The 12,735-nt window shown below is 62.6% G+C and carries 13 protein-coding genes; 9 read left to right on the top strand and 4 right to left on the bottom strand.

Features of this window, described 5'->3' with window-relative positions:
- The first annotated feature begins 7 nt into the window (after positions 1 to 7).
- Complete coding sequence (locus R3E82_15410) at positions 8 to 1,669, top strand: DUF6178 family protein (GenBank protein MEZ5552272.1); 1,662 nt, start codon at positions 8 to 10, stop codon at positions 1,667 to 1,669.
- Here R3E82_15410 and R3E82_15415 read toward each other — a convergent pair.
- Together R3E82_15415 and R3E82_15420 are read right to left on the bottom strand one after the other, a co-directional pair.
- Positions 1,627 to 2,004 carry a Rieske 2Fe-2S domain-containing protein gene (locus tag R3E82_15415; protein ID MEZ5552273.1) on the bottom strand — a complete coding sequence of 126 codons (378 nt, stop codon included), beginning with the start codon at positions 2,002 to 2,004 and terminating at the stop codon, positions 1,627 to 1,629. The genes R3E82_15410 and R3E82_15415 overlap by 43 nt on opposite strands.
- 88 nt (positions 2,005 to 2,092) lie before the next feature.
- Positions 2,093 to 2,971: a dienelactone hydrolase family protein gene (locus tag R3E82_15420; GenBank protein ID MEZ5552274.1), complete on the bottom strand. Its 879-nt coding sequence runs from the start codon at positions 2,969 to 2,971 to the stop codon at positions 2,093 to 2,095.
- A gap of 176 nt (positions 2,972 to 3,147) precedes the next feature.
- On the opposite strand from R3E82_15420, the gene R3E82_15425 reads away from it, so the two are divergent.
- From R3E82_15425 to R3E82_15445, 5 genes are all read left to right on the top strand, one after another.
- Positions 3,148 to 3,963: an enoyl-CoA hydratase-related protein gene (locus R3E82_15425; protein ID MEZ5552275.1), complete on the top strand. Its 816-nt coding sequence runs from the start codon at positions 3,148 to 3,150 to the stop codon at positions 3,961 to 3,963.
- A 65-nt stretch (positions 3,964 to 4,028) separates the two neighbouring features.
- The gene (locus R3E82_15430) at positions 4,029 to 5,825 is read left to right on the top strand and encodes an ABC transporter ATP-binding protein (protein MEZ5552276.1); all 1,797 of its coding nucleotides are present in this window, start codon (positions 4,029 to 4,031) and stop codon (positions 5,823 to 5,825) included.
- Positions 5,812 to 6,738: a hypothetical protein gene (locus tag R3E82_15435; GenBank protein MEZ5552277.1), complete on the top strand. Its 927-nt coding sequence runs from the start codon at positions 5,812 to 5,814 to the stop codon at positions 6,736 to 6,738. Before R3E82_15430 ends, R3E82_15435 begins: the two co-directional genes overlap by 14 nt.
- A gap of 13 nt (positions 6,739 to 6,751) precedes the next feature.
- The gene (locus R3E82_15440; GenBank protein ID MEZ5552278.1) at positions 6,752 to 7,657 is read left to right on the top strand and encodes an ABC transporter ATP-binding protein; all 906 of its coding nucleotides are present in this window, start codon (positions 6,752 to 6,754) and stop codon (positions 7,655 to 7,657) included.
- Between the two features lie 175 nt (positions 7,658 to 7,832).
- Positions 7,833 to 8,267, top strand: coding sequence for a nitroreductase family deazaflavin-dependent oxidoreductase (locus R3E82_15445; protein ID MEZ5552279.1), 435 nt, complete (start codon positions 7,833 to 7,835; stop codon positions 8,265 to 8,267).
- 21 nt (positions 8,268 to 8,288) lie between these two features.
- Here the strand turns inward: R3E82_15445 and R3E82_15450 are convergent, their stop codons facing one another.
- On the bottom strand, positions 8,289 to 8,657 hold the full coding sequence (locus R3E82_15450) for a DUF6316 family protein (protein MEZ5552280.1): 369 nt from the start codon (positions 8,655 to 8,657) through the stop codon (positions 8,289 to 8,291).
- A gap of 287 nt (positions 8,658 to 8,944) precedes the next feature.
- Here R3E82_15450 and R3E82_15455 point away from each other — a divergent pair, with 287 nt between their 5' ends.
- The 3 genes from R3E82_15455 to R3E82_15465 all read left to right on the top strand — a co-directional run bounded on the left by R3E82_15455 (position 8,945) and on the right by R3E82_15465 (position 11,555).
- Positions 8,945 to 9,151: a hypothetical protein gene (locus R3E82_15455; GenBank protein ID MEZ5552281.1), complete on the top strand. Its 207-nt coding sequence runs from the start codon at positions 8,945 to 8,947 to the stop codon at positions 9,149 to 9,151.
- Positions 9,152 to 9,372: 221 nt separating this feature from the next.
- The gene (locus R3E82_15460; GenBank protein ID MEZ5552282.1) at positions 9,373 to 9,906 is read left to right on the top strand and encodes an RNA polymerase sigma factor; all 534 of its coding nucleotides are present in this window, start codon (positions 9,373 to 9,375) and stop codon (positions 9,904 to 9,906) included.
- Positions 9,903 to 11,555, top strand: coding sequence for a zf-HC2 domain-containing protein (locus R3E82_15465; protein MEZ5552283.1), 1,653 nt, complete (start codon positions 9,903 to 9,905; stop codon positions 11,553 to 11,555). Before R3E82_15460 ends, R3E82_15465 begins: the two co-directional genes overlap by 4 nt.
- On the opposite strand, the gene R3E82_15470 is transcribed toward R3E82_15465, so the two are convergent.
- Entirely contained in the window at positions 11,509 to 12,702 is a 1,194-nt protein-coding gene (locus R3E82_15470) for a DUF3089 domain-containing protein (GenBank protein MEZ5552284.1), read from the bottom strand. The genes R3E82_15465 and R3E82_15470 overlap by 47 nt on opposite strands.
- Positions 12,703 to 12,735: the final 33 nt, after the last annotated feature.

Here is a 12,735-nt window from a genome sequence, read left to right on the forward strand (position 1 = left end):
GGCAAATATGTCCCAGGTATCCGGGCATCGACCCGCCACTGCGAAAAAGGTCGTGGACGCGCTGCTGAAGAGCCGCGATCTTTCGACCATCGTGCAGGACCTCAACCCCACCACCCTGCACCATCTGGTGACCGAACTGGGTATCGAAGACGCAGCCCCTCTGGTGGCGCATGCCTCTCCCCGGCAGATTGTCGAGCTGCTCGACAGCACGCTCTGGACAGGTGCCAGACCGGGTGACCCGGAGACCATGAGCATGGAAATGCTCATGCGCTGGTTCGATCTGTGGTCAGACATGGGGGACCAGGCTGCGGCGGAAATTCTGCACGACCTGGGCAGCGAGTTCTGCGCGCTGGCACTCTCGCGCCTTATCCAGGTGACAGACGACCCTGCCGGACTCGAAGGCACGGACGAACAGTGTCAGATACTGGGCATATATTGTGTGTGTGCCAGATACGCCGACGAGTGGGACAGCGTGCAGAAAGTGCTGAACGCCCTGTGGGGAGAATATCCGGATTTTCTCGAGTCGATTCTGGAACGGCTCATCCTCAGACATTCCATTCTCCGCATCGAAGGTGAACTGGACGGCCTGCGCCTGCTGCGTATCGACGCAGAATTCGAGCGGGAACAGAGTCGTGAACGATCCGGCTACGTGACCTCTGCCATGGCCGGCGCTTACCTCCAGACAGTGATGCACGCAGAGCTGGAGATGCTGGTCGGCGAAGCAGCCTACGATCCGGAGACTGCCGCCTATTTCAATCGTCGCACATTCCTTGCGCAGCGCTCCGACACAGATCCGGCTGATCGCCACGCCCCGGAGGAAGACATCGAGCACACGGAGAACCGACCGACAGCGGGTGTCGAGGCGGAGCCTGTGCAGGGAGAAGGAGACTCAGGCACGCAGGCCGAGTTCCGCGCAGAACTGGCCGCCTATGAGCGGGCACACACCCGCAACACCCTCCTGCTCGAAGGGCCGCACATGACGGGGCTGCAGCAGCGCCAGCCGGTGCGCGCAGCCATCGCCCGCCTGCAGGATCGACCTCCTGCCTTCGCTGCGCGCATGGATGAACTCGCCTATCTGGCCAACCTGCTGGTGGCCGGCACCGAGCTCGACAGTCGCCGCCTGACCGAGACCGAGGCGGCCAATCTGGCCATGGCGTCCTGCAATCTGGGCGGGACCTACCTGCACTGGCAGGAAGCTTCCGCCGAATCAGCGGATGCCGCGATCGAGACCTGGATCGCAGCAGAGCCCGGTCTGATCCATCTGTTCCGGATCGGCTGGCACCTGATATCCCAGCTGCCTCTCCAGGCTGCCCGTCAGCTGAGGAATCAGTTCCGCGCCGATGCTGTCCGCGCAAGGTTCGACGACAGAACATGGCTGCTCGAAGAGGTCGACGCACTGCTCGGTCAACCGGATTTCGTCAACACAGTGCAGACACGGAAATTCGAAGAGGCGAAGGAGACGCTCCGAATCCTGAGCATCGTACTTGCGCCGGAGGCGGTGACCGCACTCGTACTGCTCATCGACAGTGTGCCGCGCTTCGCTCGCATACTTGCACAGGACAGTCGTGGCGACTGGGTGTCCGCCGATGCCCGCTTCATCGAATCCTTCGAAGATCTGGCGAGGCTTCAGACCTTTCTTCGCACACTGGCTGACCGGCTCAGGTTCTGAAACCGGGTTAAAGCCCCGGTGGATCCGGCTGGAAGACCCACCGAAGACAGTCCGGATTTGGCACTGAGTCTGCAGTTGCTCCCCTCCTGTTCGAAGTCACCGGGCAGCACCGGGCCCTGGCGAACGGTCGGATAGCGCAGCACATCGAGCCGGTTTATGGCGATCTCATGACCGCGCAGCCGTCCTGTATGCAGATTCTGTTGCGCATGACTGCAGCGATTGGCCAGGGCGTAGCAACGGCCGTCGACCCGGCACAGCAATACGTCCACATTCTCAACCCGACAGGCCAGCATCTCGCCATCAGCCAGTGCATTCAGCGGGACAACGGGTGTCATCGCATTGCACAGCGATCCGAAGGCAGCCGGTCGGAGACTTCACCAGAGCCCGTCCACAGCAGGGTTACCCGATCAAACAGCACCATACTCAGGCCAGTGCCGTGGCAAACAGATGCAGCAGCCTGGACCACGCTTTTTCCGCCAGGGCCTCGTTGTATACCGCAGAGTCCGGCGGACACCAGCCATGCATGGCACCGGCGTACACCTCAATTTCCGCCAGCAGACCGGCATCCGCGAAGGAAGCTTTCAGCACGTTCTTGGTTTCCGGCTCCTTCTCATCATCGTTTTCCGCGATGGCGAACAGGAAACTGGACTGCATCTGCGGTATCAGGAGATGCGGGCTGTCCGGTCCGTCGGTGACCAGTCTGCCCCCATGAAAGGACGCGCCGGCTCCGATTCGCTCCGGTACAGCCGCCGCGGTGCGCATGGTGATCGGTCCCCCCATGCAGTAGCCGGTGGTGCCGATCCTGCGCGCGGTATCCACCGCGGGTTGCTGGTCGAGATAAGACACGAAAGCCTTTGCATCGGTGAAATGGGTGGCAGCAGACAGGGACTGGGCCAGGGGCATCACCGTCGCACGTGTGGCGGGATCCTGGAAGCTGGCGCCTTCCGGAATCACCGGTGCGCGGGCACTGCGGTAATAGGGGTTGACCACCAGCACCGAGTAGCCGCTTTCCGCCAGACGTTTACCCATCAGCCGGAAGGCGGGTCGCAGTCCGAGCACATCCGGCCACACGATCACCCCGGGGTGACGACCACTGGAGGGATGCACGAAATAGCAGTCCGCAAGCCCGTCCGGTGTCGCGACACTGACCTCCGAGTCGGTCACTGTCTGTGCATTGGCAGCTCTCGGCAGCAGTGCACCGACTGCCACCGCAGCACCCATGCGATGAAACTGCCGTCTCGACACACCCGTGCCGCGGCCCAGGACCGCCTCGTTATCTCTGACCGTATCTTCGTCACACATTCCATTCCCCTTTTGTCCTGATTGAGCGCATCGATTGTGCTCGAATTCGCTGCCCTTGCGAACCCGCACCCGGGATTATCGTCGCGCACCCCATGGCAGGGCGCAGCGGCGACGGTGGCCGCAGCGGTTGTGCTATCGTTCCTGCCCGCTTTTTCAACCGACGCAGGAGGGGGCCCGTGACCGATCATCTGTTAGAGAGCTTCGAGCAGGGTGTGACCACACTGACCATGAATCGGCCGGAAGCGCGCAATGCAATGTCCGGAGCAATGATGTCGGCCCTCCACACCGCTGTGGCACGAGCCGCCGCTGACCCCAAAGTGCGCTGCCTGGTCCTGACGGGTGCTGGCGGTGCGTTCTGTGCGGGCGGCGATGTCAAAGGCCAGGCCCGGGCGGCATCGGACCGATCCAGCAATTCCTCCCGCACACCGGTGAACATCGAGGCGCGGGTGCAGGGGCTGCGCTCGGGCATGGAACTCACGCGCCTGCTCCATGAAATGCCGAAGCCGACCCTGGCGGTCATCCCCGGCGCGGCGGCAGGCGCCGGCCTGAGTCTTGCCCTCGCCTGCGACCTGCGGGTGGCACTGTCGAGCGCCAAACTGACCACGGCGTTTGCAAAGATCGGTGCATCCGGCGATTACGGCGGCTCCTACTTTCTGCCACGTCTGGTGGGTGCTGCGAAGGCGCGTGAACTGTATTTCACCGCGGATGTGATCTCCGGCGAGGAGGCTGCACGGCTGGGGCTGGTGAACTACGCCTATCCTGCTGAGACTTTCGCGGCCGAGGCACAGCAGTTTGCTCTGCGTCTGGCCGCATTGCCGACCATCGCCATCGGCTACATGAAGAAGAATCTGAATGCCGCCGATCACGCCGGCCTGGCTGACGTGCTCGATCTGGAAGCCGCGCACATGGTCCGCACCATGATGACCGAAGACCATGCCCGGGCAGCCCAGGCCTTTGTCGACAAGCAGCCCCCCCGCTTTGAAGGCAGCTGAGACCCTGCGCGGTTGAACTTACCCGCCATCGAGTCCACGCCACGGGCAGCAACGGTTGGTGATTCATGATTCAGACACTCAAGGCCCGACAGGAATGGCAGTTCATGACGGTGCTGCCAAAGGCAGCACCGCTACTGGCCTGTGCCTGGTGGGTCGTACTCATCGTTCGCGGCATCCTGCCGGCGGGTTTCGCCATTGCCATGGGCTGGCTGGTCGGCGCGGTGCAGCGCGGCGATGCCCTCGCCGGCCCTCTGACTCTGGTCGGAGTGGTGTTTGTTCTGCTGCAGACCCTCGCCCCTCTGCATCAGGTGATCGGCGCGAATCTGGGCAGCCGCACCGCCGCCTGGCTCTACGATCAGCTCACCCGTGCCTGTATCGAGCCCCCGGGTATGGGGCACCTCGAAAACCCGGCGCTCACCAGCGATCTCACCATGGCACGGGATTTCGACCTCGGCATCAGCGGGCCACCTCTGAGTATCTCCATGGACTTCATTGCCTCCGGTCTCGTGGAATTTCTGGCCGGAATCACTTCGGCCATGGTGCTGGCAGCATTCGCCTGGTGGGCGCCGCTGGTACTGATTGGCGCCTGGCTGTCGACCCACTGGCTGCTCAGGGAGAGTGGGGTCTGGAAGGACCGCAATACCGACCAGGTAAGGGAGGCCCAGCGCCACGCGGACTACGCTTATCGCCTGGCGGTGGACACACCTTCCGCAAAGGAACTGCGCCTTTTTGGCCTCGCCGACTGGATCGTCGAGCGCTTTCAGCGCCATCGGCGGATACTGCACGACCTGCGCTGGCAGGCCACCCGCCTGCGGGAACGTTCGGTGGTTTCCAGTCTGGTCCTGGTACTGGCCGCCAATGCGGGCGTGTTCTGGGCGATGGCAATGGCGGCAAACGCCGGTGCACTGGAGCTGGATCGCATGGTGACTTTCGCCAGCGCCGCGATCGCCACCAGTATGATCGCGTTCGGGGGTTTGTCTTGGGCGCTGGATGGCGCGGGCGCACCCGCCGCCGCGGTGCTGCGCCTGGGTGGCACCATGCAGACCGCTGGCGCATTGACGCCCGGCACCCTGTCCGCGGACAACCGGCCACAGCGGGATATCGTCTTCAGAGACCTGCAATTTGCCTATCCGACCACTGGTGAACTGATCCTCGATGGGCTGAATCTGCGAATCCCCGCAGGCTCTTCGATGGCCATCGTCGGACAGAACGGCGCGGGTAAAACCACCCTCGCCAAACTGCTGTGTCGCCTTTATGACCCCAGCGCCGGTGCGATCGAAATCGATGGCACGGATCTGCGGAACTTCGACATTGCAGGCTGGCGCCAGCGGGTGGCCGCGGTGTTCCAGGACTTCGTACGTTTCGAACTGAGTCTGCGCGACAACGTCGCACCGGCGGGTGCACCGGACGAAATCATCGAAGCTGCCCTGGTGGAGGCCGGTGCGGCCAATCTGGCGAGCCTGGATACGGTACTCGCGCGCGCCTACGAAAAGGGTACCGACCTATCCGGTGGACAATGGCAGCGGGTGGCCCTCGCGCGTGCACTGGCCGCAGTAAAACAGGGCGCATCCGTCGTGCTCCTGGATGAACCCACCGCTCAGCTCGACGTCCGGGGCGAAGCGGAGATATTCGATCGCATTCTCAAAGCCACCCGGGGTGTCACCACCATTCTGGTGTCGCATCGATTCTCCACCGTGCGGCACGCCGATCAGATCTGTGTGCTGGAGGAAGGGCGTGTGGTTGAACTCGGCTCCCATGCAGAACTGATACAGCTGGGTGGCCGCTATCGCACCATGTTCGACCTTCAGGCCCAGCGCTTTACCAGCGACGCCGCAGCAGGAGCCGTCGATGTCCTCGAATGATCGGCCGGCCGCTGCAGATGCAGGTGCAGATGCACTGAGCGGACTGCCCGCGGCACTGCCGTCCATGTGGCGCGCCCTCAAGCGGGGCTATGTTGCCGAACCCGCGCTTCTGAGTATCGCCTTCGCCCTGTCCCTGCTGGCGGCGCTGCCGGATGCACTGATGGCCCTCTGGCTCAAGCTGCTGGCGGACGGGCTGCTCGACAACCTACCTGACCTGGTGCTGATCGCCGCGCTGGGGCTCGGCCTGTCCGCCACCCTCACCTGGCTGCTGCGGGTGGTCAGCGATCGCACCCAGCGACGCTTCCGGGATCGGGTGACCATTGCACTGGAATCCCACGTCGCCCGCCTCCAGGCCAGTGTCGCTACCGTGGAGCATCACGAACGCCCGGAGTTTCTCGATCGCCTGGCCATCCTCCGGGATCAGGTCTTTGTGCTCGACCATATGTACATGTCGCTGTTCACCACAGCGGGATGGATTCTGCGACTGGGTGTCACGATCGTGCTGCTCGTTGCTGTGCATCCGGCGCTCGCGCTGCTGACACTTTTCGCACTGCCCACTGTGCTGACCTCCAGCTGGCGACCGGCGGTGGAGCGCGCGGCGGACGAACGCGGCGCACCGGCCAGACGGCTCGCGCGCCATCTGTTCGATACCGCGACCACCGCACCCCCGGGAAAGGAAGTGCGGGTGACCGGTATCGGCAGGCGCCTGCTGCGTGAGCGACGCGAAGCCTGGGAGCGCTGGTATCGTCCCGTTGCCCGGGCGCGCTGGGGCAGTGCGGGCTGGCACACCCTGGGCTGGGCGTTTTTCGCGCTGGGTTTTGTGGGCGCAATCGTGTTCGTCGCTTACGGGATTGAAGGCACACCCGGGCAGACACTGCTCGTGCTCGCCGCGGGTTCGCGCCTGTCGGCCTAACATTGGCGCAACCGTGGGTGAAATCGGCTTTCTGCGTGGCATCTGGATGGATGGCTCCCAGCGGATGGCCTGGCTGGAGGACTACGCAGCGGCAAAGACCGAACAGGCGGATCAGCCCGCGCCGGATGCGCTGCGTGAAGGTATCGCGCTGTCTCACGTGAACTTCACCTACCCGGGCACAGACAAGCCTGTTCTGGAAGATGTGAATCTGCACCTGCCGGCCGGCAGTGTGATCGCCATTGTCGGCGAAAACGGAGCGGGTAAAACCACGCTGGTGAAGCTCCTCTGCAAAATGTACGAACCCACTACCGGAGAGATATCCATAGACGGCCAGCCCCTCCGCCGGATCCGCACCGAAGCATGGCGGGCCAGACTTGCAGGCGCCTTCCAGGACTTTTTCCGTTTCGAATTGCGGGCAAAGCAGACGGTGGGTGTCGGCGATGTGCCCAACATGGAAGACGACGTTGCGGTGAAGGCGGCCGTTGGCCGAGCCGGGGCCGCGGATGTGGTCTCTGCCATGACAGCAGGACTGGAAACCCAGCTTGGCCCGACCTGGCCACAGGGTGTGGAACTCAGCTTCGGACAATGGCAGAAACTGTCACTGGCCAGAGGCTTCATGCGGGAAGATCCGCTGCTGCTCGTGCTCGATGAGCCGACCGCCGCGCTGGACGCGGAGACCGAACACGCCCTCTTCGAGCGCTATGCGAGTGCTGCGCGCGGCGGCCGCAACTCGGACATGGCCCCCAACGGCCGCATCACGCTGCTCGTCTCCCACCGCTTCAGCACCGTGCGGATGGCAGACATGATCATCGTCCTGGATGGTGCGAAGGTGGTGGAAGCCGGCAGTCACGACGAACTGATGGCCAGGGGCGGCCAGTATGCAGAGCTCTATGAGATACAGGCGTCCGCCTATCGCTGAGCCGCCTCCGTCAATGATTCACGGCTGAAGGCACGGGCGATTGATTGCTCTGGGCTGGTGCATGGCGGGACCTGTTATTGGAGCGGATATCGAGGCTCGGGTGGAGTGGGGACAGCGGGGTTTGGGCGAACGGAATGGTACTATCATCGTCCAGCGTATGGACCAAGGAATTCTCATGACGGAATACATCCCACCCGCACTGGACTGGGTTCGTAAACAGGTGGAAGTCTACGAAGGCAGCGGCGGCACCAAAGGCACGACGCTGCTCCAGACCGGGATGCCCTGCATCATCGTCACTCACATGGGCAACAAATCGGGCGCCATCCGCAAGATCCCGCTGATGCGAGTGAAAGTGGGTGATGCCTATGTGCTGATTGGATCGATGGGCGGACAGCCGAAAAATCCGGTTTGGGTGTACAACCTGCGCGCCAATCCGGAAGTCGAGATTCGCGACGCAACAGAGGTCTTCAAGATGCGGGTCAGAGAGGTGGAGGAAGATCCGGAGCGCGCGCGTCTCTGGGCAGCCAGCGCCGAAGCCTATCCGCCGTACAACGACTACCAGGCCAGGACGAGCCGCAAAATCCCGGTCTTCATCGCAGAACCCGTGTAGCGCCCGCGGACGCGGTGCCGATCAGCGGGCTTTGTTATTGGTGAGCTGCGCGTCTGCGATGTGCTTACTGAGTGCCCGCTTGGCCTCGAGAGAAGTCGGATAGGGACCTTTGTGTCCCTCCCTGGCCTGGAAGAACCAGCCATCGGCTTTTTCGACGATCCGACTGGCGGCTTCCGCGGCACCCAGCGCATCGAGCTGCAGGCCTGCAGCGAGTCTGTCCGTTACCTCCGCAATCGACATCGGCAGCAGCTGGCGCTTGCCGTTAACCCGACTGCTTACCTGGGCAACGCCTCCCTCGGAGTCGACGTGTACCACCATGCACAGGCGATTCCCTTCGGAAAACAGCCGTCCTTCGATGCGGTTGGCAGTAGCTGAAATGTTCGGAGTCATAACGCAGTCCATGACGAATAAATCGGCCTCAAGTGTAAGAACTGGTTGGACGCCAATCTGCCAACTGGATCACAGAACCTGATTTCATCCTGAAAAGTGTGACTCAGTGGCTCGCCCGATGCACTTTTCCCCACTACCGGCCTCAAGAAACCCTGACATCCCGCCACAGATCACTGACATCTGCACACGCTCGGATTACAGCATCGCGCCACCCGACGCGCCAGAATGGCCCCCTGGAACTGGTTCTCAGCCTGAGTGAGAACCAGGTCACTTAAGGGAGTAGTCGCATGAAATCAACCATCACCATTCAGGACGGTCACATTTCGGTGAATTTCACACCTGAGACGGATCTCGAACGCCTGTCGCTGGCTGAACTGGGCGACGATGTCAGTGTGTCCCGCGCTCATCAGAGCATCGTGCTGAAGCCGCGCAGGGCGAGCATCCTGAAAATTTCTGATCGGATTCCGGAGACCGAGTCCAACACCAGCCGCTGATCCTGCCCACCGCCGGAATCCGGCTGGCAGGGCCGGATTCCCTCCACTATCCCCGGCATCGCCCGATACCGGGGATAGTGGCTCGTGTTTTTTCCGAAATCTGCAGATCCCTCTGTAATACTCCGCCACGCCGTTCGTAGATCAAGGTAAGGCAGCAGAAGAGCCTCCCGTGTCCCACCAGGGGTGCGGAGGCGCTTCGGGACTGAAGGGACCAGGACTCGATGAGCAGGGCCGATTTCGACAATCTCTATCGAGAGCACTATGCCCGGGTTCTGGGCCTCTGCCGGCGCGTGCTTGGCGGCGCGTCTGATTCGGACGCGGCCAGGGACGCCACCCAGGAGGTTTTCATGCGCGGCTACCGGGCCTACGCAAAGTATCGACCAGAGGATCCTTTCGGACCCTGGATCAGCGCCATTGCCACCAACTACTGTGTTGATCAGCTGCGCCGTCATCGTCGGCTGGCCACGGTATTTGCAGATACCGCAGAAGATGCCGGCGAACCGGTCGATCCCCAGCCGGATGGTGTCGGCACGCTGATCTCCGCTCACAAGGCGGAAACCATCAACCGTGCGGTAGACGAGTTACCCGAAAAGTACCGGCTGCCCATCGTGCTGGCCTACTACAACGGCGCCAGCTATGACGAGATCGCAGAGACCCTGGGCATCACCAGCAATCACGTCGGCATCCTGCTGCTGCGGGGACGTCAGCGGCTGCGGCGTGACCTGACTGACTTCGACGAGGAGATAAAGCAATGAACTGTCCAACCGAGCTGATCCGCTTCCGCTATGCCGACGGCGCCTGTTCGGAAGATGAAGCCGCAGAGCTTGAACAGCATCTCGCCGGATGCGCCGCCTGCAGTGCGTCCGTCGAGGCACTTGCCACTGAGCGGCAGGTTCTGCGCAGCGCCCTGCAGACGATGGACGCACCCCAGACAATACCCGCGTTTTCCCCCCGCCCCAGGGTTTCGCCAGCACTCGCCGGAGTCGGCTGGGCCGCGCTGCTGGCGTGGGTGGTCAACGTCGCCTGGGAAACACTGAGCGCCTCCCGACTGCTGCCTGACTGGCTCAGCTGGCTGACACCGGACTCTGGAGAACTTGGGTTCGATCTGACGATCGGGCTGCTGCTCACCCTGCTGCTGCAGTTCGCCAATGGCGACAGCTCGGCACTGGACAGTGTGATCACCGCAGCACGGAACATCGTGCTGGGCGCAATCGGGCTGGCAGGGATCTGCTGGTTCCTCGTCCGCCGCAAGGGACAACCTGCCGCAACGCTCTGTCTGCAGTTGTGTCTCCTGGCAGGGTTTCTCACCGCCGCCGTACCCGGTCACGCCTTCGTGATTCGCGGTCACGACGACCGGGTCACTGTGCCGGCTGGGGAGACGATAGACGATACCCTGCTGGTGCATGCCGACAACATTCTGATCGAAGGCACCGTAACCGGCGATCTCATCGCATTCGGCGAACGGGTGACGGTGCGCGGCGTGGTAGGCGGCAACCTGCTGGTCGGCGGTGAAGAACTCGACATCGAAGGGCAGGTGTCGGGCAGTGTCATCAGTTTCGGTGAGAAGGTGACTATCCGCAGCACCAGCCTGGGAGGCAATCTCTTTGGCGCTGGCGAGACCCTCACGCTGCATTCCGGCGCGAGGGTTGCGGGGAATGCTTTCATGGCCGGAAGAGAAGTCGACGTACAGGGTGTGATCGAGCGGGACCTGCTGGCCGGGACAGAACACCTCGATCTGCTCGGCTCGGTGGATGGCAACCTCAGCATCTACGCCAGAAGCGCTGATCTGGCCGACTCCGCCCGGGTGGGTGGTGATCTGACCGGCAAACTCGAAAGGCTCGAAAGTCTGGTGCTCGCGGACGGCGCCCTCGTTGCGGGCACCACCCGGATCGACGTCTGGCCCGAAGAACCCAGCAGGTATCTGAACCTCGACTACTACCTGGGTCAGACGGTGCTGTTTCTGGCTACCCTGGCGAGCGGTCTTGTACTTTTCGCGCTGTTCCCCGCATTGCGGTCACTGCGGATCCAGTCCGGTGCAGAACTGCTGATTGCGGCAGGATTCGGTGCGGTCACCCTGATCGCCACCCCCGTGCTGGCAGTGGTCGCGGTGGTGACCCTGATTGGTGCACCACTCGGTATTGCGACCTTCCTGTTGTGGCTGATGTGTCTCTACGCGGCCATCATCGTGGTAGCCAGCTTCATCGGGAATCTGCTGCTCGCTGGACGTGGCCCTGCAACTGACAATCAGGCCCGGGTGCTGCCGCTGCTGATGGGCCTGGTGATCGTGTTCGTGCTGATCAATTTACCCTTCCTCGGCGGCCCGCTGCGCCTGTTGACGATCGTCGTCGGTCTCGGCCTCATTGTTCAGCAGGGCTTTGTGTGGTGGAGAGCGCGGCCGGTGTGAGACCGGCCAGATAGGTGGCAACCCGCGCCCGGGCATTTTCGCGGATGTCCATGTGGAACACGGGATAGTCGAGGCCGTGGTAGTTGCCGCCACCGAAGGATCCAGCGACGCTGCCGAAAGGGTTGTCGCTCTGATCGGTAATGTAGAGCACGCCGTTTCTGCACTGGGCCTGCAGCATCTCCGGCACAGGGGCACCGAGGGGTTCGAAGACGATACCGGTGGCCCGATCTGCGCCGGTCAGAGCAACCTGAAATCTACCGGACACCGGCACAGCACCGGCGTGATGCTCCTTGTCCGCCAGTCCGCCATTGAGGGTCCAGGTCAGTGGATTCACGCAGACGTTGCCAACCCGGTCAGCCAGCGCTTCGTCGATGACGCTTTCGCTGTAGGTGTCCCAGTGCACGGCGCAACGCAGGTCGGTCGCGCTGCTGCACAGACCGATGTCCTGCATGTCGTCGAAGTGACTCTCCGGAATTCCACCGCCGATGATGTAGGCAGCCACCATGCGCTGCGCAAGCGGAGTACCGTCGATCCGGTCTTTCAGCAGGCGCGCCCCATGGTGAGTACCCTGACTGTGACTGGCGATGATGAAGGGTCTGCCCTGACTGTAGTTCTCGAGAAAGTAGTCAAAGGCCCGGGCCACGTCCGCATAAGCGAAGCTCAGTACTTTTTCCCGGATATCAGGCCCTTTGAAGTAGGAAAAAATCGACGCCTGTCGATAGCGGGGTGCATAGACGTTGCAGCAGCCGTTATAGGCGCTCGCCTGATTCGCCATCATCCACTGGGTGTTTTCTTCGGTAGCAGTGTCCGGATCCATCGAAAAGGTCCAGCTGCTGCCGCGCAGAAATCCGGTGGGGTGGATGAAGAATACGTCCACCGGCGCACTGCCCTGGGTCACTTCATTTTTTACCCCCGCAGGGACCCGATCCTCCAGTCCTTCGCGCCCGGGAAGCGCTGCCCAGTTCTCCGGGTCCGAGTAATCCGGCGCTGCCACCGCGTCTTCGGGATCGAATGGCAGATCCGGGGCTCCGAACAGATAGGCCCAGGCCAGGGTGAGCATCGCGCCGTTGCCGGTGACATACACCACACCGAGGGTGGCAGCCAGCGCAACCACAATACTCAACACCAGAATCTTCAGTACTCTCACCAGCGCTCTCCTGTCATACAACGTTCATCGCTC

The sequence above is a fragment of the Pseudomonadales bacterium genome (genome assembly GCA_041395945.1).
Taxonomy (GTDB): domain Bacteria; phylum Pseudomonadota; class Gammaproteobacteria; order Pseudomonadales; family Azotimanducaceae; genus SZUA-309.

Coding starts and splice junctions, on each gene's coding strand:
- R3E82_15410 (MEZ5552272.1), top strand. CDS start 8: ATGTCCCAGGTATCCGGGCATCGACCCGCCACTGCGAAAAAGGTCGTG.
- R3E82_15415 (MEZ5552273.1), bottom strand. CDS start 2,004: ATGACACCCGTTGTCCCGCTGAATGCACTGGCTGATGGCGAGATGCTG.
- R3E82_15420 (MEZ5552274.1), bottom strand. CDS start 2,971: ATGTGTGACGAAGATACGGTCAGAGATAACGAGGCGGTCCTGGGCCGC.
- R3E82_15430 (MEZ5552276.1), top strand. CDS start 4,029: ATGATTCAGACACTCAAGGCCCGACAGGAATGGCAGTTCATGACGGTG.
- R3E82_15435 (MEZ5552277.1), top strand. CDS start 5,812: ATGTCCTCGAATGATCGGCCGGCCGCTGCAGATGCAGGTGCAGATGCA.
- R3E82_15445 (MEZ5552279.1), top strand. CDS start 7,833: ATGACGGAATACATCCCACCCGCACTGGACTGGGTTCGTAAACAGGTG.
- R3E82_15450 (MEZ5552280.1), bottom strand. CDS start 8,657: ATGACTCCGAACATTTCAGCTACTGCCAACCGCATCGAAGGACGGCTG.
- R3E82_15455 (MEZ5552281.1), top strand. CDS start 8,945: ATGAAATCAACCATCACCATTCAGGACGGTCACATTTCGGTGAATTTC.
- R3E82_15460 (MEZ5552282.1), top strand. CDS start 9,373: ATGAGCAGGGCCGATTTCGACAATCTCTATCGAGAGCACTATGCCCGG.
- R3E82_15465 (MEZ5552283.1), top strand. CDS start 9,903: ATGAACTGTCCAACCGAGCTGATCCGCTTCCGCTATGCCGACGGCGCC.